Annotated in this window: 23 protein-coding genes; 7 read left to right on the forward strand and 16 right to left on the reverse strand. The window is 36.6% G+C overall.

The annotated features are described in order from the left end of the window. Window positions 1–724 precede the first annotated feature (724 nt). A complete protein-coding gene (locus H5084_RS17820) occupies window positions 725–1,345 on the reverse strand; it encodes a LysE family translocator (protein WP_028868597.1) in 621 nt (206 codons plus the stop codon). 602 nt (window positions 1,346–1,947) lie between these two features. On the opposite strand from H5084_RS17820, the gene H5084_RS17825 reads away from it, so the two are divergent. Together H5084_RS17825 and H5084_RS17830 are read left to right on the forward strand one after the other, a co-directional pair. Next, complete coding sequence (locus H5084_RS17825; RefSeq protein ID WP_220486009.1) at window positions 1,948–2,580, forward strand: hypothetical protein; 633 nt, start codon at window positions 1,948–1,950, stop codon at window positions 2,578–2,580. A gap of 633 nt (window positions 2,581–3,213) precedes the next feature. After that, window positions 3,214–4,476 carry a NupC/NupG family nucleoside CNT transporter gene (locus H5084_RS17830; RefSeq protein ID WP_182692018.1) on the forward strand — a complete coding sequence of 421 codons (1,263 nt, stop codon included), beginning with the start codon at window positions 3,214–3,216 and terminating at the stop codon, window positions 4,474–4,476. 86 nt (window positions 4,477–4,562) lie between these two features. Here the strand turns inward: H5084_RS17830 and H5084_RS17835 are convergent, their stop codons facing one another. Continuing rightward, the gene (locus tag H5084_RS17835) at window positions 4,563–6,008 is read right to left on the reverse strand and encodes a M48 family metalloprotease (protein ID WP_028870395.1); all 1,446 of its coding nucleotides are present in this window, start codon (window positions 6,006–6,008) and stop codon (window positions 4,563–4,565) included. A 248-nt stretch (window positions 6,009–6,256) separates the two neighbouring features. On the opposite strand from H5084_RS17835, the gene H5084_RS17840 reads away from it, so the two are divergent. The 4 genes from H5084_RS17840 (at window position 6,257) to H5084_RS17855 (ending at window position 10,434) form a co-directional block, all read left to right on the forward strand. Continuing rightward, on the forward strand, window positions 6,257–6,463 hold the full coding sequence (locus H5084_RS17840; RefSeq protein WP_028870396.1) for a sulfurtransferase TusA family protein: 207 nt from the start codon (window positions 6,257–6,259) through the stop codon (window positions 6,461–6,463). A gap of 132 nt (window positions 6,464–6,595) precedes the next feature. Beyond that, a complete protein-coding gene (locus H5084_RS17845) occupies window positions 6,596–7,696 on the forward strand; it encodes an AI-2E family transporter (protein ID WP_051369295.1) in 1,101 nt (366 codons plus the stop codon). Between the two features lie 118 nt (window positions 7,697–7,814). Further along, window positions 7,815–8,279 carry a thioredoxin-dependent thiol peroxidase gene (gene bcp, locus H5084_RS17850; RefSeq protein WP_028870397.1) on the forward strand — a complete coding sequence of 155 codons (465 nt, stop codon included), beginning with the start codon at window positions 7,815–7,817 and terminating at the stop codon, window positions 8,277–8,279. A 268-nt stretch (window positions 8,280–8,547) separates the two neighbouring features. Continuing rightward, window positions 8,548–10,434 carry a methyl-accepting chemotaxis protein gene (locus H5084_RS17855; RefSeq protein ID WP_182691995.1) on the forward strand — a complete coding sequence of 629 codons (1,887 nt, stop codon included), beginning with the start codon at window positions 8,548–8,550 and terminating at the stop codon, window positions 10,432–10,434. A gap of 241 nt (window positions 10,435–10,675) precedes the next feature. Here H5084_RS17855 and uspE read toward each other — a convergent pair whose 3' ends face one another. The 10 genes from uspE to ccoN all read right to left on the reverse strand — a co-directional run bounded on the left by uspE (window position 10,676) and on the right by ccoN (window position 19,842). Next, window positions 10,676–11,614: a universal stress protein UspE gene (uspE, locus tag H5084_RS17860; protein WP_182691997.1), complete on the reverse strand. Its 939-nt coding sequence runs from the start codon at window positions 11,612–11,614 to the stop codon at window positions 10,676–10,678. A 144-nt stretch (window positions 11,615–11,758) separates the two neighbouring features. Further along, on the reverse strand, window positions 11,759–12,490 hold the full coding sequence (locus H5084_RS17865) for an FNR family transcription factor (RefSeq protein ID WP_182691999.1): 732 nt from the start codon (window positions 12,488–12,490) through the stop codon (window positions 11,759–11,761). Window positions 12,491–12,630: 140 nt separating this feature from the next. Next, entirely contained in the window at window positions 12,631–13,308 is a 678-nt protein-coding gene (locus H5084_RS17870; protein WP_182692001.1) for a sulfite exporter TauE/SafE family protein, read from the reverse strand. Then, window positions 13,298–13,561: a cbb3-type cytochrome oxidase assembly protein CcoS gene (ccoS, locus tag H5084_RS17875; protein WP_182692003.1), complete on the reverse strand. Its 264-nt coding sequence runs from the start codon at window positions 13,559–13,561 to the stop codon at window positions 13,298–13,300. The genes H5084_RS17870 and ccoS overlap by 11 nt, the downstream gene beginning before the upstream one ends. Then, window positions 13,558–15,984, reverse strand: coding sequence for a heavy metal translocating P-type ATPase (locus H5084_RS17880; RefSeq protein WP_182692004.1), 2,427 nt, complete (start codon window positions 15,982–15,984; stop codon window positions 13,558–13,560). Before H5084_RS17880 ends, ccoS begins: the two co-directional genes overlap by 4 nt. A 1-nt stretch (window position 15,985) precedes the next feature. Then, on the reverse strand, window positions 15,986–16,462 hold the full coding sequence (locus H5084_RS17885) for a FixH family protein (protein ID WP_028870403.1): 477 nt from the start codon (window positions 16,460–16,462) through the stop codon (window positions 15,986–15,988). A 141-nt stretch (window positions 16,463–16,603) separates the two neighbouring features. After that, complete coding sequence (ccoP, locus tag H5084_RS17890) at window positions 16,604–17,560, reverse strand: cytochrome-c oxidase, cbb3-type subunit III (RefSeq protein WP_028870404.1); 957 nt, start codon at window positions 17,558–17,560, stop codon at window positions 16,604–16,606. After that, window positions 17,560–17,751 (reverse strand): cbb3-type cytochrome c oxidase subunit 3, encoded by a 192-nt coding sequence (locus H5084_RS17895; RefSeq protein WP_182692006.1) that lies wholly within the window; start codon window positions 17,749–17,751, stop codon window positions 17,560–17,562. Before H5084_RS17895 ends, ccoP begins: the two co-directional genes overlap by 1 nt. Window positions 17,752–17,796: 45 nt before the next feature. Continuing rightward, entirely contained in the window at window positions 17,797–18,399 is a 603-nt protein-coding gene (gene ccoO, locus H5084_RS17900) for a cytochrome-c oxidase, cbb3-type subunit II (protein WP_028870406.1), read from the reverse strand. Window positions 18,400–18,411: 12 nt separating this feature from the next. Beyond that, window positions 18,412–19,842, reverse strand: a complete 1,431-nt coding sequence (gene ccoN, locus H5084_RS17905; RefSeq protein ID WP_182692009.1) for a cytochrome-c oxidase, cbb3-type subunit I — start codon at window positions 19,840–19,842, stop codon at window positions 18,412–18,414. A gap of 220 nt (window positions 19,843–20,062) precedes the next feature. Between ccoN and H5084_RS17910 the strand changes: the two genes are divergently transcribed. After that, window positions 20,063–20,554 carry a hypothetical protein gene (locus tag H5084_RS17910; RefSeq protein ID WP_028870408.1) on the forward strand — a complete coding sequence of 164 codons (492 nt, stop codon included), beginning with the start codon at window positions 20,063–20,065 and terminating at the stop codon, window positions 20,552–20,554. 219 nt (window positions 20,555–20,773) lie between these two features. Here H5084_RS17910 and H5084_RS17915 read toward each other — a convergent pair whose 3' ends face one another. The 4 genes from H5084_RS17915 to H5084_RS17930 form a co-directional block, all read right to left on the reverse strand. Then, window positions 20,774–21,217: a DoxX family protein gene (locus H5084_RS17915; RefSeq protein WP_182692011.1), complete on the reverse strand. Its 444-nt coding sequence runs from the start codon at window positions 21,215–21,217 to the stop codon at window positions 20,774–20,776. Beyond that, window positions 21,214–22,017, reverse strand: coding sequence for a DNA-binding domain-containing protein (locus tag H5084_RS17920; RefSeq protein WP_182692013.1), 804 nt, complete (start codon window positions 22,015–22,017; stop codon window positions 21,214–21,216). Before H5084_RS17920 ends, H5084_RS17915 begins: the two co-directional genes overlap by 4 nt. Continuing rightward, the gene (locus H5084_RS17925; RefSeq protein WP_259396898.1) at window positions 22,010–22,882 is read right to left on the reverse strand and encodes a DUF692 domain-containing protein; all 873 of its coding nucleotides are present in this window, start codon (window positions 22,880–22,882) and stop codon (window positions 22,010–22,012) included. Before H5084_RS17925 ends, H5084_RS17920 begins: the two co-directional genes overlap by 8 nt. A gap of 109 nt (window positions 22,883–22,991) precedes the next feature. Beyond that, window positions 22,992–23,252, reverse strand: coding sequence for a DUF2282 domain-containing protein (locus H5084_RS17930; RefSeq protein ID WP_182692015.1), 261 nt, complete (start codon window positions 23,250–23,252; stop codon window positions 22,992–22,994). Between the last annotated feature and the right edge of the window lie 25 nt (window positions 23,253–23,277).

The raw sequence follows: 23,277 nt of genomic DNA on the forward strand, positions 1-23,277 counted from the left end.
TTTGTTATTTTGTTATTTTGTTATTTTGCTATGTAGTCATGTTGCTCGAAAATACTTACGGATGTTATAGGCTCCACTACATGGCTTGTATGAATTAGTAGAGGGTAACAACCTTTATCAATATTTACTTGTTTTGGGCTTAAATAGCATGCAAAAAGCGATGGCTATCCACACTTTCTATGATTGCTTTTTTTAATTGAAATTTTTTAGAATGGAGGGTTTATGAGAAAGGGAGCGTATTTGTAAATTAACGTTGGCAGCAAAACATTAAACTTACCAATGGACGTTTATGCTTTGTCTTCTCTATTAGCCATTCATAAATAATATCAATCTGGATAAATAAATGGTTTATATAGGCGTTAGGGAAAAAGGATGATAGCAAGGCGTTGATTGAAGTAACTAGTTATTCTCATTACAAAATCAACAACGAAGCTAGGATTCATTTTAACAAACATAAATGACGAGATAATTACTTAGATTAGTATAAATAACCTCAGTTCAGGATAAGCAAAGCGATACAACACCGTTATTTCCGCGGATTTCTTCGTTAAATTATCTCTCAATAACCAGTTATTGCTTCAATAATTCGCCTTGAACTCCAGGCCTTGAACTACGCAAAACTAGCGGCACTGTATAGCCAAAAAAATATAGTCTTATGATTTTAAATATAATTCCACTTTCATTAACCAGAATTGAGGTTAAATACCTATTAGAGGTTTAAAAGTTAGCTAACAACTAACCATAATGCAACAAACATCATCATTGAGCCTGCAATACGATTTAATAACTTAACACTACTTTGCTGTTGTAATAAATGACGTAATGTTTTGCCACCCGTTGCATAAAGCAACATACAAATTAATTCAAAGCATAATATAACGGCAATCAATTGTGATGCTTGTGGTAATAACGCACTATCCGGATTAATAAAAGGAGGCAATAAAGAGATCATGAATGCCCAACCTTTAGGATTCGCAATTGCTGTAATGAACCCTTGGCTTATTAGTGCGCTTGGTTTTATTGCCTGGTTATCAACGGGAGTGGATGGGATCGCCATTTTACCGCGCGAGCGCCACATTTGAATACCTAGATATAATAGATACGCACCGCCTGCATACTTAAGGATTAAAAATAAGTTTGGTCTTGCTAATAATAAGGTAGCGACACCAATCAGTGCTAATAATGCGACTAAACCAACACCAACTAATTCACCCATCATCATCCATAAACTACGGCGAATACCAATCGTCATCCCTAACGTCATGGCGAGTGTCATGCACATACCTGGAGTGATAGAAACGGCAAAAAAAGTAGGAATAAATAAAAGCAGTAAATTGTTATCCATAAATATCTCGAACATATATTGGTGAAATTAGTCGTAAGTAGAATGACTCGTGTATTTTTAAGTGATGGTTATTTTCAAGATTGTACGTCAATTGGCAACTGAAGTCGTGCATAGATAATTGATTTAACGTTTGAATATTTGTTATTTTTCAGTAAATGACTCAACATAAATACACGTGTTTGCTTTCTTATTGGGCGATTAAATCAGCGTTATTTGTAAAATTATTTACCTAATCGCTAGTTGGCAAGGTTCTTTACTCATTTAGTATCTCGAATTATAAAAAAACAGACAATTTCCTCAAGCTTATTTGATTCTTATCGCATTATATTTTTAATCAGTCTCTACACTAACCTTTACTTATTATCAGTTTTAGTAAATTGAGTCGCTAATTTGCTATTTTTAGCTAACACAGGAGTGTGCAGCTGATAAAAAGTGCCCAAAGACAAAGGATACGATGGGCTGAGGTGATGAAGTGATTATTTCGACTATTTGCCAATATCTAGAATCAATATATTGATCGGTAAAGGGGGGGAGGTACTTCAATCACACTTTAAATCAATGGTTTATATTTAAATATAAGCTTAAAAAGGGAGGTTAGAATTATGATTGAATCAATCATGAGGGATTGGGTTGAATGGTTTGGTTACTTTGCGTCATTGGTTGTATTAATTTCTCTTACCATGACTTCGATTATTAAATTACGTTTTATAAATCTTATCGGTTGTTTACTGTTTGCTACTTTTGCTTACTTCATTGACTCATGGCCTACCTTGGTGATGAATCTTGGTATCGCTGCGATTAACTTATACTTTCTATATAGCATCTATTCCACTAAAGAACAGTTTAAAATAGTGTCAACCAACATTGACTCAGAGTTTTTGTGGCACTTCATTCGTCATAATGAACAACAAATAACGATGCAAAGTTCTATTCAACAGTTGTGCCAAGCGAATCAGGTTTTTTATTTATTGAGAGACAACAATATCGCTGGTTTATTGATTGGAACCGTTAAAAAAGATGGGTGTTTTGATATCTATTTAGACTATGTGTTACCTCGTTATCGAGATTATAAATTAGGCGTTTATTATTTTAAAACTCATCGCCATTTTTTAAAGGAAAAAGGCGTTAAGTCCTTAAATGTGACGGTTTTAGATCCTGTTCATCAGGACTATTTAATTAAAATGGGGTTTACTGTCGATCCCACTAATAATGCTCACTTTCAAAAAGTGTTATAACTAATGTTCCTATACTTTTATTAAAATAATAAATATGTTCACTTTCGGGGCTGTTGATCTTTCAAGTTTATTTTTGCAACGAGTTGCTGGCTTTTTATACAAGCCTGAGCTTATGACGTGTGGTTATTCCCCATAAATAAGCGAAAACGCAGTAGAAATAGTCAGCAAACGTTGCCCTACGGGTTCACCACAAGGCGTTATGCTCTTTGTTGGACAAAATTTGCTTAGAATGACTAGGCTTCACTTTGTCCGCCTCGATCAAAATGCCTTGTGGTGAACAAAATTTAAACGGCAAAGATCAACAGCCCCTAATTATTCCGAATTGAGGTTAAATAGCCTCAATTATGTTCTAAGCGCTTCCCCATTAAACAGTTAACCCTCAAGTAAACTATTAACAGCAGACAAGATTTAAAAAATAGATGATGTAATTTGTTTAGCTATCAACAGCACTGTTATATAATTATTTACATTAAAAATCTAAGCTGTTTATTGTTATTTTGATGATCATCAAAACGAACTGAATATGGTACTTAGTAGAATATTAAATTTAATCTTAGCACACTTTCGAGTGTGTTTTTTTATATCGATTTTTATGACTTTTCTGCCGCATGTAAGAGAGTAATGGATAAATTTATGGAAATACTGTTTGGATTTGTTGGCCTATTTTGTTTGATAGCGATTGCCGTGATATTTTCAAGTGATCGCCATGCTATCAACTTTAGAACAGTCAGTGGGGCATTCATATTACAAGCATGTATTCCAGCATTAGTGATCTTCACGCCATGGGGGGCTAGTTTTTTACAGGCGATGTCGGCAGCGGTTCAAGGTGTTATTGATAGTGCTAATGCTGGAGTTAGCTTTTTATTTGGTGGTTTAGTATCGGGCAAAATGTTTGAAATATTTGGTGATGGCGGTTTTGTCTTTGCCTTTAGAGTCTTGCCTATTATCATTTTCTTCGCCTCCCTGATGGCGGTGCTTTATTACCTCGGCATTATGCAAGTAATTATTAAAATTTTCGGTGGTTTTTTGCAAAAGGTCTTAGGCACCAGTCGCAGTGAATCAATGTCTGCTGCCGCTAATGTTTTTGTTGGGCAAACGGAAGCCCCATTGGTTGTTAAACCTTATATTAAAAATATGACTCGCTCTGAACTGTTTGCTGTTATGTGTGGTGGACTAGCATCTGTAGCGGGATCTGTATTGGTCGGGTACGCATCGCTAGGAGTGAGTTTAGATTATCTTATTGCAGCTTCATTTATGGCTGCGCCTGGTGGTTTATTAATGGCAAAACTACTTGAGCCAGAAACACAAAAACCTGAAATTGATTTTGATGAAGTTGAGTTACAAGATAAAGATAACCTTACTCAACCTGTAAATGTAATTGATGCTGCTGCAAGTGGTGCTGCTTCAGGTCTTAAGCTTGCTCTCAATGTCGGGGCGATGCTGATCGCTTTTATTGCACTGATTGCATTAATTAACGATATTTTGGCTGCTGTTGGCGGTGTGGTTGGTATACAAGCATTATCCCTGGAATCTATTTTAGGTTACTTGTTTGCTCCAATCGCTATTATATTGGGGATCCCATGGTTTGAAGCACTAGAGGCAGGAAGTTTATTGGGGCAAAAATTAGTCGTTAATGAGTTTGTTGCTTATATAGAATTTATTAATGTGCGAGATATACTCAGCGAACATACACAGGTTATTTTAACCGTTGCATTATGTGGCTTTGCTAATTTATCATCAATGGCCATATTGTTAGGTGGCTTAGGTGTTATTGCACCTAGCCGTCGTGCTGATATTGCGCGTTTAGGTGTAAAGGCAATATTGGCCGGTACGTTATCTAATTTTATGAGTGCGACAATGGTAGGTATTTTCTTTGCGTTGAGTGTTATCTGGTAGCGGTCGAACAGAGCCGCTACTCGTGATCATAAATAATTAACTTCACTTCTTCTTATTTGAATCTAAGATTTGATAAAGTTGAGCTGCTACTGCTGTAGTTCCTGTAATCGAATATCATCACGTCTAAACTCTTCAATTTTGGCACTAAAACGTGCTTGATCCAACTTGTTATCCGCATAAGCTAATGCACTACCCATTTGCTGAGATGCCTCTCTAAAACGGCCTAATAACGCGAGATATTCTGCTCGCATTGCATGCTCTTTTGATTTATTTAGCATTTTTTTGTAAAGAGTAATGGCTATCTTATGAGCGAGAACATGCTTAGGATGAGAACGCACAAAGAACTCTAATTTTTTTTCAGCTAATACATATTGTTGATCTTGCTGCAAAGCAATGACTAAATTGAGCAGAATAACTTCATTACCGGACAAATTATTATCGTATGACATCAATAATTGTATTGCGTCTTTTTCTTTATTGGTGGCCAAGGCAATATCTGCAGCTAAATCAATATAAAATAGATTATTAATATCATCATTTAACAATTTCTGATTAATTTCCTGTGCTTTGTCATAATCTTTGTTTTTAAAATAAGCCAGTGCTAAACCATATTCTGCAGCCTGTTTAAGTTGATACTTGTAGTTTTGTAGCTCACCTTGGTATTTGTTAATTAAAGCCGGCGCAGTCAAACGATAATACCGGACAAAGATACGTGCCTTACTTAGCTGGTAATTTAAGCTGTTGTTGATATTTGCTTTTTTTAATTGGCTCGCACGTAAACGTGCTTCGGACAAGCGAGCTTCAGGTAAAGGGTGAGTTGATAGCATTTGTGGAGGTAGGCTTGCATATTTATACTTTTCGGCCAATTTACCAAAAAAATCAGCCATTCCATAGGGGTCGTAACCGGCTGCAGCGAGGGTTTGAATACCGATTCGGTCTGCTTCAAACTCATTTTGACGAGTGTAGTTAATTTGACTTTGCATGTTGATAGCCATTGTCGATGTTAATGCTGCCATGCCAGCCGCGGGAGAGACTAAAGCGAGTAAAATTGAGCCTGCCATGGCTGCCATGGAAGCGGGATTACTAATTGATTGTTGCTCTAACATTCGTGCTAAATGGCGTTGTGTAATATGTGCGACTTCATGCGCAATAACGCTGGCGAGTTCACTTTCCGTTGCTGCATATAGAAATAGGCCTGTATTAATTTTTACATTTCCGCCTAAAAAAGCGGCTGCGTTAATTTCATCATCCTCGACTAGAAAAAACTTAAAAGGGAGTTTTACTGAATCTGCGTTGGCCACAATATTTTGACCAAGTGTTGCAATATAATTATTTAAAACTGGATCATCAATAATCGGTAATGATTGGTTTGCCATCATATTAAAAGCCCAACCATACTGTTTTTCTTTTTCGATAGTGAGCACACCTGAACCGACCGTTCCTATTTCAGGGAGATCATTGCTGGCTAGGCTATTAGGAGACAGGAATAAAAGAAAAAAATACACCGCAAATAGTTTTAATTTGTAAAGCATTCTTAACTCCAGTTTATTTTATTTATTTAAAAAGTTATTTAAATTAGCCTATTACAACATTTTGACATCAAAGATGTTAATACCATCATATCATCCAACTCGATTAATAGGTGCCTTATAGATTAAAAAAGAGGACTCTCATTATTATGCACGCAGCCTCATTTTGTTTTTATCTGATTATTTATTGGCAACTATTTAAATAAACAAAATGCTACAATTAATGTTTTATAGCGTTATAAGTTACTTCTATGTATTGTTTAGATTTACGTAATATACGTTGCCCATTAGCATTAGTTTTATTAAAGCAAACTTTAATTAAGACTGAACATTCAGCGGGCGTTAAAATTCTTTTTTCTAGCCAAGCTGCAATGCATGATATTCAATTATATTTGGATAAAAAAAACTATTGCTATAGCTGCGATCAAACGACATTATTAGTCACGTTGAGTGATTAATTGTACTTGCACATGTTAGATAACTTGTCGCTAGTTTTAAATTCAGCGATTAACGTCACTTTTAAAGCGCATCATCAGTGTCTATTACTCTGTAAAAGGACACCTTGTAATTAATATAAGGATCAATATTGAATGTTTATGCAACTATTTCAATGGTATAAAACACGTTTCTCTGACCCCAATTTAAGTGTTTTGTTCCTTCTATTACTGTTTTCTTTTATCGTTATCTATCTTTTTGGAAATATACTGACTCCTCTGTTTGTAGCGATCGTATTGGCTTATTTACTAGATTGGCCGGTAACTCATTTAATGCGTTTTAAAATCAACAGAACATTAGCGACCTTGATAGTGATGGCGTTATTTATCTCAGTTGCTATGTTTGCTTTTTTGGGGGTATTACCGACTATATTCAAACAAGGTGCCGCCTTTATTCGTGATTTGCCGACCATGTTAAATCAGGGGCAGGCTTATATTTTAACGTTGCCAACGCAATATCCAGAGGCTATTGATCCGGTCACTATTACGCATATTATTGGCACTATAAAAAGTTATTTATTAGAACGTGGTGGTTTTCTCCTGTCCCAATCATTTGCCTCTTTGTTAGATATTGCAGCACTGTTAGTTTATGCCATATTAGTACCATTAATGATGCTATTTATGCTTAAGGATAAAAACCAGTTAATTAAAAGTAGCACTCGTTTCTTGCCTAAAAATCGTAAATTAGCCGCACAAGTCTGGTCGGAAATGAATGGTCAAATAATGAATTATATCCGCGGTAAAATAACCGAGATCTTGATTGTTGGGGTCGCGACTTATTTTACTTTTTTTATTATGGATCTAAGATACTCCGCTTTGTTAGCATTATTGGTCGGGCTTTCGGTGCTCATTCCTTATATTGGGGCGGCAGCGGTTACAGTACCTGTTGCTGTGGTGGCTCTATTTCAATGGGGGATCTCTCCTGAATTTGCTTATTTGATGATAGCCTATGGCATTATTCAAGCACTTGATGGTAATTTAATTGTACCGATTTTATTCTCTGAGGCAGTTAATTTACACCCTGTTGTGATCATTATCTCTGTACTTATTTTTGGTGGGTTATGGGGGTTTTGGGGGGTGTTTTTTGCGATTCCTTTAGCCACATTAGTTAAAGCGGTTTTAAATGCATGGCCGAACACGCAAGCTGAAATAGAAGAAGGTTTATCACTTGAGTCATCATCAACAATTATTAAATAAAAGTTAAAGAATATGAATGACTTGCCGCTAAGCTAGTGCTGGCAAAAATGTTTGTTATTTAAATACATAGAAATAAATAAAAAATCATAATTAATCATTAGTTTACAAGGAAAATTGTATGTTAGAAGTCGGTAGCAACGCGCCAAATTTTTCATTACCAGATCAGAATAATTCAATTGTTAATTTAAGTGATTACCTTGGTAAAAAAGTCTTAGTTTATTTTTATCCTAGAGCATCAACTCCTGGCTGTACGACACAAGCTTGTGCATTAAGAGACAGTAAAGATGAACTAACGGATTTAAATGTTGTGGTATTAGGTATTAGCCCTGATACGCCGAAAAAATTAACTAACTTCATTAATAAACAAGCGTTAAACTTTACGTTACTTGGCGATGAAGATCATAGCACCTGTGAAGACTATGGTGTTTGGCAGTTGAAGAAGTTTATGGGGAGAGAGAATATGGGGGTAGTGAGAACATCATTTTTAATCGACGAACAGGGAAACCTTGAGCATATCTTCAACAAGTTTAAAACTAAAGACCATCATGAAGTTGTACTCAACTATTTAAATTCAAAAGCATAAGTCAATTACTTAAATTAAAAATAATAAGTAAGCAACCTGTCATTATTTGAGTTGCGGCTTTAAGTAGCTGTGCAAATAAATAGCTAAACAGTGGCTTAAACAATTATCTCAACACTAAAGCCATAAATAATTATTTATGGCTTTAGTGTTATTAGTAGGAGGCGTATTTACTGGTTTATTCTAATCTGCAAAACATCTAAAAAACTATTCAATCCATAAAATTATAATTATATGAAGAGTCATTCGTAAAACTCTTCAGGGAAAAAGCATGACTGTAAAAGCTAAAATGTTGTTGTTAATAGGGTTGCTATTTGCAACTTCAATATTATTGGTATCGGGGGTTGGTTTTAATAATTTTAAATCATCTTCTACGGAAAATTATATTGCTAAGCTCGATAATCAATCGTTTTTAATTTCTAAAGCCGTCGAACAAAAAATGGAGCGTTATTTTGATGTGCTTAATTTAATCGCGAATGATATTGAAATTGATGAAACAGGGTTACTCGATATAGATAAGACAGTTTCAACGTTACATCTGATGAAAAAGAATCTAGGAGTGCTTGAAGCTTACGTTGCGACTAAGGATGCAAAAACTTATTCCGATGCAGCCGATGGCTTGATTGAAGGGTTTAACGCAAAAGAACAAAAGCGAGAATGGTATCTTCGTGCATTTAATGGCGAAGAAAAAATTATTACTACACCTTATATGAGTAATTTTGGCGGTGCTGTGATGGCATTAGTGGTACCAGTTAAGCGTAATGGAAAAATAATAGGGGCATTATGCGTTGATATTGGTATTAATCAGGTTACCGATTTTATTAAAAAATTAACGCCTGAGAATAATATTTTTGTTAGTCGTGAAGATGGTTACTTATTGGCGGCAAAAGATAATGATCTAATTGGAAAAAATATATATCAGATTCGTCCTTCTTATCAAGAATTTAAAAATGACCATACAAGTCACCATGATTATAGTTTTGAAGGGGTTGAGTATGATGTAGCTGCGACACGTATTGAAGGTATGAATTGGACTGTTTGGGCATGGAGTAGTTGGACTAATATCGATAAAGCATCGAATGATAATCTTACAACTAGTTTATGGATGGCATTAACATTTATCGTTATTTCTTTGTATAGCATTTATCTTATTATTATTAAGTTAATGTATCGCCCTATTGGCGGAGAACCAGCTGATATTGAAGCGATTGTGCAAAAAATAGCGAGTGGTGATTTAAAATCAATTGCACCCGCTAACGGCCAAGAAACAGGTGTATATAAAGCCGTATTAACCATGGTAAGTAGCCTGAAGGGAATTATTGAGAATATTAATCACTCATCAGGACAGCTTAATAACGTGTCGACTATGATGTCAGAGTCGGCATCAAGTGTTAATAACAGTTCAGAGTCGCAGATGGTGCAACTAGAGCAAACATCCACAGCGATGAATGAAATGACGGTTACAGTTGATGAAGTTGCACGTAACGCTTTACAAGCCTCTTCAGCTGCTGATGAAGCAAATCATCAATCGACCCAAGGCATGAGTGTTGTGCTTGATATGAATACTAATATTTCGACCTTAGTTAGTGGCATTACCAGTGTGCAGCAGGTAATGGGAAAATTAGAAGGTGAAATTGATGATATTGGCAGTATTATTGAAGTCATACGTAGTATTTCAGATCAAACTAACTTATTAGCGCTAAATGCAGCCATTGAAGCGGCACGAGCAGGTGAACATGGACGAGGATTTGCAGTTGTAGCTGACGAGGTTAGAAGCCTCGCTAATAGAACACAGGAAAGCACGGCAGAAATTCAAGCGATGATCAGCAGTTTACAAACTGAGTCTAAAAACTCAGTTGAGTTGATGCAAGTGAATGTAAATAATGCGCAGATGACCGCTGAGAAATCACAACAAGCGAATAATGCTTTAGAGCAAATACGCCAAGCTATTTCAGTGATTCAAGATATGAATAATCAAATTGCCACTTCTGCAGAAGAGCAAACCTTGGTAGCTGGCGACATAAATGAGAGTATCGTTGAAATAAATGATATTGCTAAAGTCACTTTTGAAGGTTCTGCGAATAATAGTAAACGAGCTGAAGAGTTATCAACTATTGCTACGGTATTGAGCAAATCAGTTGAAGTATTTAAAATCTAGGTAATCCTATTTAGCGTAGAAGCTCCTAGCAAAAGGAAAGCCCAACAAGTGAAAGTTTGTTGGGCTTTATATTTGTGACTTATTTACAGTTAGCTTTTAATTTAATTAGTTGTTCAAATACTAATGACATTTATCTACGAATGACCAACTAAACACAGCCTTAAACTACTAATTATGACCTTCAATGACTACTCTTTATCGCAGTTGATAGTGTAATCTCAGCTTAAAATGCTAGTCATACTTATTCAAGTTTAATTGGACTAACAAAGCCTTTTGGTTTAAGTGCTAGTAAGTCACAATCTAATTTATCAATGACTTGTTCTGCGGTATTGCCGAGTAATGTTAACCCTAAACCTGAGCGGCCCACTGTACCTAAAATAACTAATTCCGCTTTAATATCACAGGCAACAGAGCTGATCACATCTTCTGGTAACCCTTGATGTAAGTGAATATTTTTCTCATCGATATGATATTTATGTGCATAATCACTTAAGGTTTGTTGATGGAATTTTTTTAATCCATCTTCATAATGAATGGGGTCAAACTCTGGTAACTCCATCATGATGTTCATTGGGGGGCTTGGGTAAGCATTGACCACATGAATATTTGAACTGATCATTGCTGCAATGTCATTCGCTTCACTAAGAATGGTCTCATTGAGATCATGATGTTCAGTATCTTGAATACTTTTACAGTCAACTGCACATAAAATATTGCTGTTTTCAGGCCATGATTTTGCTTTTACTAATAAAAGAGGAATAGGACACTTACGTAATAAGTTCCAATCCGTCGGAGTGAACAATATTGCACTAAGGCGAGAATGAGGATGTGTTGACTTTATTAATAAATCGTAATTCTCTTTTAATATTGATTGAATCGCCGCTTGAAAAGGGCGGTTATGCCAATGTACTTGGCAACCAATTGTTAACCCTTGTTCTCGGTATGGGGCTGCCAAGGTTTCTAGCCATTCTCTATTATCACGTATTACAAGAGATTGCATTGCATGGCGTTCTTCCATGGAGCTTAAAGAGGTCATTTCATAGGTAAGGTCATAACAACACAGAAATAATGTTATTTTGGCATTTTGTTCTTTTTGGGCAATTTCTACGGCACGTTGTAATGCGGGTTGTTGTTCTTGAGTAGGATCTATATAAACTAAAATATTACGGTATTTAAGCATGTTAGCCTCCAAATTTTAATAAATCACTTAACTATAATTTAGAACAAATGGAGGCAAACAGATAGTGATATCAGCCAGAAAATGCAAATTAAATCAGTATCTGGCCATTTAAAAGTAGAAGAGTGCTTTGATGTTAAATGTTTGTTACTGGCCTGCTAATTCTGCGAGTTGTGGTTCATCTAATACGGTGATGTATTTACCTTTAACCGCAATCATCCCATTTTTTTGGAAACGACCTAATAAACGACTGATAGTTTCAACAGTCAGACCTAAGTAGTTACCAATATCACCACGTGTCATTGATAACCTAAATTCTCTTGGTGAGAAACCACGGGCCGCATAACGCACTGATAGGTTGTGAATAAATGACGCTAATCGTTCTTCTGCATTTTTCTTTGAAAGTAGTAAAATCATGTTTTGATCACCAACAATTTCAGAGCTCATTAAGCGTAAAATTTGTTGTCTCAACTTGGGCATTGATGTTGATAACTCATCTAATGTGTCGTAAGGGATCTCGCATATCATTGCCGTTTCAAGTGCCTGTGCAAAGCTGGGATGGCTACCTGAACTAATACCGTCAAAACCGACTAAATCGCCCGCTAAGTGGAAAGCTGTAATTTGCTCATCACCTTGCTCAGTAATCGTATAAGACTTTAAAGTACCTGAGCGAATTGCATATAAACACTTCATGTCTTCGCCAGCTTTGAATATTTCTTGGCCTTTTTGAATCGGTTTTTTGCGTTCTATAATGTCATCTAAACGGTCTAATTCAGATTCATTAAGGGAGTAGGGAATGCATAGTTGGCTAATACTACAATCTTGACAATGTATTGCGCAACCACCGACTTGTACTCGACCTGAATTGTTTTTTTCCATATTCCGCTCTTAAAATTGTTGATTTGAATCAATTGTAGCATCTTATATAACAGTTTATAAAGTGACTTCGAATGTGTAAAGCTATATAAACTATGGTCTTCATTGAGCCTGTGATGGATATCCACCTAATTATTTAGGTATTAGCTCAATTGTTTGAAAGCAATATACAGTGTTTGCAGGGCAAATAGGGCAAGTATAAGGCCGCTGCTATACCTAAACCATTGCTTGTTGAGGATTGTTTTCAATCGATGACTTAGTGTGCCAACTAACATCATGGCGGGTAAAGTACCAAGACCAAAACCAAGCATTATTAATAAGCCATTAAAAGCATCTGCTGTGCTTATTGCCCAGACTAAAGTAGAGTAAACCAAACCGCAAGGCAGCCACCCCCAAAAAAAACCTAATGGGAATGCTAAAATAGGGTGCTTAAGGGGTAAAAAATACTGTGCTAATGGTTTGATGAAGCGCCATATAAATTGACCTGCTCGTTCTACAATTAACAACCCATTCCATAAACGAGCAATATAAAATGCCAGTAATAACATCATTATCGCAGCGAAGATGCGAAGGTAAATAAGTGATTCTTTCCCTCCCATCCAAATGATTAATACGCTGCTACTTGCGGCAAAGATAAAACCAGCGAGGGAATAGCTACTAATACGCCCTAGGTTATACAAGAGTAACGATAACAATCCATTTTTTTGTGTGGGACTGATTGAAAAGCTTAGTGCGCTAGCAATACCTGAACACATGCCGATACAGTGTCCAGCTCCTAAAATTCCAATTAAGAAGGCACTGAAAAAGTCATTAATGAGCATCGGAAGGTTTACCGCTATTTTTCTTCGCTGTGCTCATTGGCGTGCTGTTTTCAGTATTTTCTTCACTATTTTCTTTATCATTAAGGTCTGATTGTGACGTTCTACTGTGGGTCATATCCTCATCAAAAAGAATGTTCACACCTTCCCTATCTAAATCATCATATTGATTAGATTTTACAGCCCAAAAAAAGACCAGCACTGCGATTGCAACAAAGATCATGGCAATTGGTATCAATACGTAAATTATACTCATTTTAGTAACCTTAAGGAGTTGCTCACTACAATTAGAGAGCTAAAGGACATACCTAGCACTGCGACATAGGGAGGAACTAACCCCATTATGGCAAGTGGTACAATAATGATATTGTAGCCGATTGCCCAGCCGAGATTTTCTTTAATGATTGTTGTCGTTTGTTTGGCACTGGTCGTTAATAAGCTTATTTTCTGTAAATCTGAACCGAGTAGGATTACGTCTGCGCTATTTTTTGCAATATCTGTTCCACTGGCAAGCGCTACTGAAACGTGAGCACCTGCTAATACCGGAGCATCATTGATTCCATCGCCAATCATCATCACTGGTTGTGATTGTTGTAATGTTTGAATATAAGCTAATTTTTGTTGTGGGCTGACACCTTTAACAACATGTTCAATATTTAATTGCTTAGCCACTTCTTCGCTTTTGTTAGAAATATCACCGGTTAGCATGGTGACATCTAAATGCTTTTGATGGCAAAAGTTAATTAACTCCGTAGCAGAATCACGTAATTGATCTCCTAGCTCAAATATCGCTGCTAATTGGTCATCAATAGTTAGATAAATCAATAACTCTTGGCTTGATAATGCATGTTCTATTTTACAAAACTTAGCATGACCTAACTTAATATTATGCTCTTCTTTTAGGTGACACCAAATTGCTTGCATACCTTGGCTTGGCATGTTTTTAATGTTTTTGAGCGTCAATTTCTGACTTTGTAACTGTGTAAAAGCAATCGCAATGGGGTGCTCAGAATTAGCTTCTAAATTAGCAGCCAAATCGATACATAATTGTTGCTGATTGGTCGATGCGGGGAAACTGTTATGATTTAGAATATGGGTATTTAATAGTTTAAAGTTACCCTGCGTTAATGTCCCCGTTTTATCAAACACAACATGTTTAATATTATTCACCGTTTCTAACACATGATGTTGTTTGATGAGAATGCCATGTTTGTTTAATTGAGCTGTCGCACAAGTTAGTGCTGTGGGGGTGGCGAGTGATAATGCACAGGGGCAGGTTGCTACTAAGACTGATAAGGTGATCCAAAAAGCTTGCTCTGCGTCAACGATACTCCAGCCAATATAAGTAAGTGTTGCGGTCACCAACAATGCACCAACAAAATAACGAGACACAGTATCTGCCATTACTTCAATACGTGGTTTACACAATTGTGCACTATTTTGTAATGCTATGATGTCAGAAATGAGTGTGTTATTACCGACTTTAATTACTTCAATGGTTAGAATGCCGTTGATATTAACCGTCCCAGCATAAACATTATCCTGGGGCTTTTTAAATACAGGTAAATGTTCACCAGTTAACATGGATTCTTCTATATTACTTTGGCCATCAATAATTTTTCCGTCAATAGCAATCGTCTCTCCTGGCTTAACTAATATGTGTTGCCCTGGTTGTAACGTTTTCGCGGGTATTAATTGCTGTATCGTCACGTCATTATTTGTTTCTAATAATGTCGCCATTGCGGGTAACAAACGTAACAAGTTACTGCTGGTTTCTGATGCTTTACGACGCGCCCTTAATTCTAGTAGTCGACCCAATAAGAGTAAAAAAGTAAACATCGAAACAGATTCAAAATAAACTTCGCCATGGCCCATAATAGTGGCATAACCAGACGCGCTATAAGCACCTAATAATGCGATTGAAATAGGAATATCCATGCCCAATGTTTTATTACGAATATTACGCCATGCATTGGCGTAGAAAGGTTGAGCGCTATACAATAAGACCGGTGTTGCTAGAATAAAACTTACCCATCTAAAATAGTGAATAAATTCTTCTTCCATACCGGAAAAAAAGTCCGCATATAAAGCAATCGCAAACATCATCACTTGCATGGTCGCTAAACCCGCAAGTCCTAAGCGACGTAAATAAGACTTCACTTGTTGTGTATAAAAAAGCTCTTGTTGATTGACTTGGAAAGGGTAGGCTTTATAACCAATTTTTTGGATTTGTTGTAAAATTTTGCTTAAAACAAGTTGTTCATTATCCCAGCGAATAACAGCTCGATTTAAGGTGGTATTAACATTAACAAAAGCTAGCCCAGGTAAAAAACGAAGTTGTTTCTCAATTAACCAAGCACAGGCCGCACAACTGATGCCTTCTATGGTTAAAGTTATTTCAGTCGTTGAGCCCATTGATTTTGTAAAGTCTGATTGAATTTGTTCAATATCATAATGTTCGAGCTGTTGTAGCTCTTCAGGGATCAGAGCTTCCCCTTTACTTGCCACTTCTGTCCTGTGCTCATAATAAGAACTCAACCCACTGTCAACAATGGTTTGTGCGATCGCTTCACAGCCGGGACAGCACATTTTTTGTTGTACGCCGTTAATGGTTACCTTAAAAGGCGTATTGCTTGGGTTAGGCTCACCACAGTGAAAGCACTGGCTGACATTTGGCATTTTATAGTGCTATTTTAGCATTTGGAAATTTCACCGACTTTTGCAAGCGCCACTTTTTATCAAAAGGCTCTAAGCGTAGTGTCCACTTACCATCTAAGACTTGATCTGTTTCAAAATGATAACTACCATCAGCAGCCGCTGTAAGCATGGTTATTTTATCGCGCTTAGCTTGGGTTGAATGGAATAGTGAAAAGCTGATTGATGTATTACTGTCTAAACCAGTTAAGGTAATTAATAGTCCATCTTGTTGTTGTTCGACAATAGCAGATATGCCCAATTCCTTGGCTTTTTTAAGTAAACTTAAATCAGCATTGATTGCTTTACCTGTTTTGTAGTAGTCATCGACAACCATTTCAGGTTTATTGTCAGAGGCGATCATCAGTGTACTGATCCCAGCAACAACGGCTACCAAGGGTAAAATAATTAAAAACCAAGGCCAAAATTGTTTAAACCAAGATTTTTTTTCTTTTGTTTGCATGGTTGTTCCTGTTATTAAAGAAAAGGGGGAATTGGTGGGCGATAATCTAGCATTTACAGCAAATTTTAGCTATAAAAAAGCCTCGATAACACGAGGCTTTTTATCTTATTAACCAAGTTTATAGGTTAATTGGGTTTCTATTTATTTATTAGATAAAGAGTAAACAAAAGCAGAGATAAGATGTACTTTATCTTCACCTAGTACTTCACCCCATGCAGGCATTACACCATTTCGACCGTTACGAATAGTGTCTTCAACTGCTTTACGTGAACCACCATACAACCAAACTTTATCGGTTAGGTTAGGAGCCCCGAACGCTTGACCACCCGTACCATCTGCACCATGACACGCTGCACAAACAACAAAGCGCTCTTTACCAGCTTGCGCATCAAGGTCATTTACACGACGACCACTTAGCTGTAATACGTAAGTAGCGACTTCTTTAACGCCATCTTCACCTAAGATATCTTTCCAAGCAACCATCACACCATTACGACCGTGCATTAGAGTTTCTTTGATAGTAAGCGCTTCGCCACCATATAACCAATCATTATCAGTTAGGTTAGGGAAACCTTTACCACCACGGGCATCTGAACCATGACATTGGGCACAGTTTTGTAAGAATAAACGTTGTCCTACTTTTACTGCTTCAGGATCTTGAGCAATTAATTCAATATCTTTATAAACATCAGCATCGGTATAAACTAATTTTTTAAAAACTTCACCGTATTTTATCTCTGCTTCATTCATTTCACGCTGGTACTGTGAATGCGACGTTGCAGCTGCTTTTGCTGATTCTTCTTTTGATTTAACACTTTGTTCAGAACTTGACCAACCTAATAAACCATTCCAGTTAGCGGTATAACTTGGAAAAGCGAATGAATAAATTAGCGCGATAACAATCGTAAACCAAAACAGACCAACCCACCATTTAGGCAGCGGATTATTAAGTTCTTGAATGCCATCAAAGGTATGAGGCATTGGGTCGCCTTCTTTAACGCCAGTATTATTTTTATTCGCTGCTCTCAGAAGAACTGCACAACCGATAATGACAGTTAACGTGATCGCAGAAATCCATATTGTCCAAAAAATGCTCATTATTTTTTAGCTCCTGTATGTTCGCTTGAGGTGCTTTCATACTGTTTTGAGTCCAGATCATCTTCCAAAATAGAATTACCCATCTCTTCGAATGTCTGTTTTTGTTTTTTACTGTATGCCCATAAAATCAACGCAACGAAAATAATAATTAAGAATAATGTATATAGTCCGTTAAATGTTGCAAAATCCATATAGCCTCCAGTAGCCGAAGTGCCTATTGCTAGGCACTATTTTTATTATTTAAATGCATGACCTAGTGATTGTAAGTACGCAATTAATGCCTGCATTTCAGTTTTACCCTCAACAGCAGCTTTCGCGCCAGCAATGTCATCTTCAGTGTAAGGCACACTAAAATGGTCTTTAAATATAGACAGTTTTGCGGCGGTATCTTCACCCGTTAATAAATTAGTTGCTAACCATGGGAAGCCTGGCATATTTGATTGTGGCACTACATCTCGAGGATTCAGTAAGTGAACTTCATGCCACGCATCTGAATAACGACCACCAACACGTGCTAAGTCAGGACCAGTACGTTTAGAACCCCATAAAAATGGATGTTCCCAAACATGCTCGCCAGCCATGCTGTAGTGACCGTAACGTTCAGTCTCAGCACGGAAAGGGCGGATCATTTGGCTATGACACACATGACAACCTTCACGAATATAAATATCACGACCTTCCATCTCTAAAGCAGTGTAAGGGCGTAAGGTATCCACAGGTTCATTGGTTTCTTTTTGGAATATTAACGGTGTAATTTGAGCTAAACCACCAAAGCTAATCGCGATGATGATGAAAATAGCTAATAAACCAACGTTTTTTTCTATAAATTCATGTTTCATTAGTAACTCCCTCTAACCTAATTCTTGAGGCTTGATAGAGCCTTCTTCGGCCGAAACTGTTTTGTATGTATTGTAAGCCATAATAAACATACCAGTTAAGAAGATCGCACCACCTACAAAGCGGATTGTATAGAATGGGTAAGATTTTTCTAATGATTCTACGAAGGTATAAGTTAATGTACCGTCTTCATTAACCGCACGCCACATTAACCCTTGCATCACACCTGAAATCCACATTGCAACAATGTACAAAACAGTACCAATAGTTGCTAACCAGAAATGTAAGTTAACTAGAGCTGTGCTATACATGCCTTTTTGGCCAAATAATCGAGGAATTAAGTGGTAAATTGAACCAATTGATACCATCGCAACCCAGCCAAGAGCACCTGAATGTACATGACCAATTGTCCAGTCAGTGTAGTGTGATAAGGCATTAACTGTTTTAATTGCCATCATTGGGCCTTCAAAGGTAGACATACCATAGAAAGATAATGATACAACCAAGAAACGTAAAATAGGGTCTGTACGTAGTTTATGCCACGCGCCTGATAGCGTCATAATACCATTGATCATACCACCCCAAGATGGAGCAAATAAGATCAGTGACATGACCATACCTAATGATTGTGCCCAATCTGGTAAAGCAGTGTAATGAAGGTGGTGTGGACCAGCCCAAATATAAACTGCAATCAATGCCCAAAAGTGGATGATCGATAAACGGTATGAATAAACAGGGCGGTTAGCTTGTTTGGGTACGAAGTAATACATCATACCTAAGAAACCTGCCGTTAATAAGAAGCCTACGGCATTATGACCGTACCACCACTGTACCATGGCATCTACTGCGCCTGCATAGACAGAGTATGATTTCATTGACGACATAGAAACAGGAATTGCCATACTATTAACAATATGCAATACCGCAACAGTTAGAATGAATGCACCAAAGAACCAGTTAGCAACGTAAATATGTGAGGTTTTACGTATTGCCATGGTGCCAAAAAATACAGTGGCATACACAACCCAAATAGCTGTGATAAGCAAATCGATCGGCCACTCTAATTCTGCATATTCTTTAGATGTTGTATACCCTAAAGGTAAAGAAATAGCAGCTGATAATATAACTATTTGCCATCCCCAAAATACAATTGAGGCTAACGGACCACCAAACAATCTTGTTTGACAGGTACGTTGTACCACATAAAAAGAAGTTGCCATTAACGCAGACGTACCAAATGCAAAGATAACAGCATTGGTATGAAGGGGACGTAAACGACTATAAGTAAGCCAAGGAGTATCAAAGTTTAAAGCTGGCCATATAAGTTGGGCTGCAATAAGCACCCCGACACTCATGCCCACGATACCCCAGAGAATGGTAGTAAGTGTAAACTGACGAACAACTTTCATGTTGTAATCAGGTTGAATATTGGTTGCGGTTGTCATTGTGTTGATTCCATGCATGTATTTACAATGTACGTTCGTTATGACGTAAAAATAAGTATTCAATATAAATATTTTAAAATATCACTTAAAACATCTATATTTGGCGGGAAGTTTACGCGACAATTAAAAAAATGAACAGATTTGCATTGCTTTAATGTTAAGAAAATTACTGGATATGTTAAAAAATGCGCGTTAACCACTATTTTTACAAGGAATTGCAATGTTAACAAAAAGCAGATTGATTCAATTAGTTATTATGCTTAGCTTACTAATTGGTTTATTTATATGGAGGACCATTGAGCTATCGCCTGTTATAGAAAAAACTCAGGAAGAAAGGGGGCAAAGCGATAAGGTTGAAGAGAACTTATGTGATTTCTCCGAGCCCTGTGTTTTTAATTCACTGTGGGGGTCGTTCAGTTTATCTGTTGAGGGAGGGAGGATTGTCCCTGAGCAATGGTTCCATTTAACCCTAGAAAGCAAGGTTGAAAACTGGCAAGTAAGCAGTGCCAAAATAGTAGGAAAAACCATGTTTATGGGCAAAATACCTATCAAATTCTCTGAAGTGGTTAGTAATGCAGGCAAACAACAATCGACGGGAAAAAGCATGTTAGGTGTTTGTACTGAAGACACCATGCTATGGCGACTTGACATAACCGTTGAAATTGATGGTCAGCCGGTTAATTTATATTACGATTTTTTAATTGTAAAATGATTGTATTTATTATGTGAATCGAGGAATGAATCACTTTTAATGAAAAATATTTTCTCGCACTGCTAAAAAGGCCTTGCCAGACAAAATCTCGAACTCTCGAACATCTGGGCAAGGCATCTACACCTATTAATTTGCATTATGTATGTAGCTCTGATTATTAAAATCAGTGTACGTCTAATAATTAAAACAATGGCTTACGGCCAAAGGGGGATGGCCTTATTAAGCACCCACTTTTTTCTTTAATAAATAATCTAATGAAATGTTACCTGCTCCCCACATCACATTCATTAAAATAAGTGCGCCCCAGAATTGATGGTCAAAGAATCCTCCTTCCCAGATCACAGGGTAAGAGACCACTGCCATGATGTTGAATACAAACAAAATAGCGGCTATTGGACGTGTTAGCAAACCTAGTACTAAAAATACTGGCAATATTAATTCTGCAGCAGTACCTAGATAAGCGGCTAATTCCCATGGAAGAAAAGGCACTTGGTATTCTTCTTCAAATAAATACAGGGTACTGTCCCAAGTGGTAAACTTTAAATAACCTGATTTGAAAAATACGCTGGCAACCCATAAACGTGCTGCAAGTAATACTAAGGGTTGTATATATTGCAGCAATGCTTGAACGCTTTGCTGATAATAATTAATTAATGTATTCATTGGTTCTCCTTAACTTTAACGATACTAAAATCACTGATTAAATTGGCTGTTATTAAATAACTTAATTGTTCCTGTAAAGTACTTGGCTGTAGCGCTCCTAGTAAGACTTTTTGTTGTAGTTGTTGTATTAATTGCCCTTGCTGCTCGGATAGCTCAGTTACTTTTATAGTAAAGTTAGGTTCTTTCTCTAATAATAAGTAACACTGTTGATTTAAGTTTGTTGCTTCAACATTGTTATTAATGATCATTTGATATAACAAGCTAATATTTTGTGAACTCTCAAAAACTAGGCAGTGCGATGGGATTGAAAATTGTAAATATTCAAAGTCATCGGGGGTAATTTGTTGTAGTGATTGCAGATCAAACTCAATCGGTTGTTGTACTGTTTTTTGGCATTGTTCATATAACCATTCAAATTTTGCCATTTCTGCGATGTAAGGCATGTCTACTAGTTGTGTTAAACTTGATAAGTAAAAGGGAAATTGCTCGCCGTAAACAATGATGTTATTAATTGCCGGTGGTTGCTGTAAAATAAATTGCCTTGCGACACTGTCAAAAAAATCTTCTCCAACTAACTGCTCGGTATACTTAAACGTGCTTTTTAAACTTTCGGTCACACTCATCACAAAATTATTGCGGTGAATTTGCAGTAGTTGTTGTGCTGTAAACCCCTGTTTTTCTTTAAGCTGCAACGCGATATTTGATTCTTGATACAATAGGCTTTGACTAAATTGTTGTTGTAACTGTCCAAGGTTTAAAGAAGAAGGGACAAGATTGTGTTGATTAGAAGGTTTAACCATGAGTTACCTCCGTTAAGAATTTTTTGGCTTTATCTCTTTCGCCTAATAATACAGAAAGGGCTGGTAATTCAGCATCCCATTCAATTAAAGTGACAGCATTGTTGATTTTATCAATATTCTCAGAATATAAATGCCACACAGGGTCACTGATTAATTTGCTGTGTGTATCAATTAAGATCTCACCTTCTGCAAATTGTTTACATATATGCCCTGCAAGATGAATTTCTTGTACTTTATTAAAGTTAATTTCATTTAAGTACTGTTGTGCTGAAAAATTATTATTGGTTGCGCTGACATAAACATTGTTGATATCAAGTAATAGACCACAACCTGTATGTTCACTAATTTCATTAAGAAAAGTAGCTTCATTATAATCAGTCTTTTTATACTCTAAATACGATGATGGGTTTTCAATAATTATTTGTGTTTTTAAATAATCTTGAACTTGATTGATGTTGGTAATAAAACGAGACATTGCCTCTTTTGTGTAAGGAACAGGGAGCAGGTCATTAAAATAAGTCCCTTGCCATGAACTCCAACTTAGGTGATCTGAGATTAAAAAGGGATTAAATTCTGTGACTAATGCCTTTAATTGCTTTAGATGATCCGTTGAAACTGCCTCTGCGCTACCCAAGGAAAGTCCGATTCCATGAAAGCTAAGTGGATATTGTTGACTTAATTGTTGTAAATAAAAGTAATTAAGTGAGTTTTTATCAAAGTAGTTTTCACTGTGGATTTCTAAAAAGTCGATGAGAGGTGAAGTTTGGTGTATCTCTTGATAGTGTTCAGCTCTTAACCCTATGCCTACATTGGCTATATTCATACTCTTCACATAACCTCCTGTAAAATCATTAATACTGCTCATTCCTTTTCTGAGTAGTATTAATGATTAATGGCTGCTTTTATTGTCAAAAAATAAAATTAACAATCAAAATTAGCTGAAATAACTTGATTAACCTGATGAAGTGCTATTATTAACCTTCAATTGGTTTTAAGCTACCGCCTGATAATTTGTCACATAAACCTTTTGGCACTGCGATGAATGCATCGCCTTGGTTGTCTACTTTTGATGTACCAGCACAAGAGCTTGATTTAGTTGCACAATCATTTTGGCCTGCTGCAGCAACGCCATAACACTTCTCTTTACCTGCAGCCATTGCAGGAGATGAAACTAGCGTACCGATAGCTAGAAGAGAAGAAACTGTTGCTGCCAATGCTAGGTTTGATTTTTTCATAATGTATATCCTTTATATTAAATGT

Origin of the sequence: Psychromonas sp. SR45-3 (genome assembly GCF_014163575.1) — a bacterium.
GTDB lineage: Bacteria > Pseudomonadota > Gammaproteobacteria > Enterobacterales > Psychromonadaceae > Psychromonas > Psychromonas arctica.

Coding starts and splice junctions, on each gene's coding strand:
- H5084_RS17920 (WP_182692013.1), bottom strand. CDS start 22,017: ATGGTTAAACCTTCTAATCAACACAATCTTGTCCCTTCTTCTTTAAAC.
- H5084_RS17870 (WP_182692001.1), bottom strand. CDS start 13,308: ATGCTCATTAATGACTTTTTCAGTGCCTTCTTAATTGGAATTTTAGGA.
- H5084_RS17865 (WP_182691999.1), bottom strand. CDS start 12,490: ATGGAAAAAAACAATTCAGGTCGAGTACAAGTCGGTGGTTGCGCAATA.
- H5084_RS17930 (WP_182692015.1), bottom strand. CDS start 23,252: ATGAAAAAATCAAACCTAGCATTGGCAGCAACAGTTTCTTCTCTTCTA.
- H5084_RS17820 (WP_028868597.1), bottom strand. CDS start 1,345: ATGGATAACAATTTACTGCTTTTATTTATTCCTACTTTTTTTGCCGTT.
- H5084_RS17895 (WP_182692006.1), bottom strand. CDS start 17,751: ATGGATTTTGCAACATTTAACGGACTATATACATTATTCTTAATTATT.
- H5084_RS17855 (WP_182691995.1), top strand. CDS start 8,548: ATGACTGTAAAAGCTAAAATGTTGTTGTTAATAGGGTTGCTATTTGCA.
- H5084_RS17825 (WP_220486009.1), top strand. CDS start 1,948: ATGATTGAATCAATCATGAGGGATTGGGTTGAATGGTTTGGTTACTTT.
- H5084_RS17915 (WP_182692011.1), bottom strand. CDS start 21,217: ATGAATACATTAATTAATTATTATCAGCAAAGCGTTCAAGCATTGCTG.
- uspE (WP_182691997.1), bottom strand. CDS start 11,614: ATGCTTAAATACCGTAATATTTTAGTTTATATAGATCCTACTCAAGAA.
- H5084_RS17910 (WP_028870408.1), top strand. CDS start 20,063: ATGTTAACAAAAAGCAGATTGATTCAATTAGTTATTATGCTTAGCTTA.
- ccoS (WP_182692003.1), bottom strand. CDS start 13,561: ATGAGTATAATTTACGTATTGATACCAATTGCCATGATCTTTGTTGCA.
- ccoP (WP_028870404.1), bottom strand. CDS start 17,560: ATGAGCATTTTTTGGACAATATGGATTTCTGCGATCACGTTAACTGTC.
- ccoN (WP_182692009.1), bottom strand. CDS start 19,842: ATGACAACCGCAACCAATATTCAACCTGATTACAACATGAAAGTTGTT.
- H5084_RS17925 (WP_259396898.1), bottom strand. CDS start 22,882: ATGAGCAGTATTAATGATTTTACAGGAGGTTATGTGAAGAGTATGAAT.
- H5084_RS17885 (WP_028870403.1), bottom strand. CDS start 16,462: ATGCAAACAAAAGAAAAAAAATCTTGGTTTAAACAATTTTGGCCTTGG.
- H5084_RS17840 (WP_028870396.1), top strand. CDS start 6,257: ATGTATTGTTTAGATTTACGTAATATACGTTGCCCATTAGCATTAGTT.
- H5084_RS17835 (WP_028870395.1), bottom strand. CDS start 6,008: ATGCTTTACAAATTAAAACTATTTGCGGTGTATTTTTTTCTTTTATTC.
- H5084_RS17830 (WP_182692018.1), top strand. CDS start 3,214: ATGGAAATACTGTTTGGATTTGTTGGCCTATTTTGTTTGATAGCGATT.
- H5084_RS17845 (WP_051369295.1), top strand. CDS start 6,596: ATGTTTATGCAACTATTTCAATGGTATAAAACACGTTTCTCTGACCCC.
- bcp (WP_028870397.1), top strand. CDS start 7,815: ATGTTAGAAGTCGGTAGCAACGCGCCAAATTTTTCATTACCAGATCAG.
- ccoO (WP_028870406.1), bottom strand. CDS start 18,399: ATGAAACATGAATTTATAGAAAAAAACGTTGGTTTATTAGCTATTTTC.
- H5084_RS17880 (WP_182692004.1), bottom strand. CDS start 15,984: ATGCCAAATGTCAGCCAGTGCTTTCACTGTGGTGAGCCTAACCCAAGC.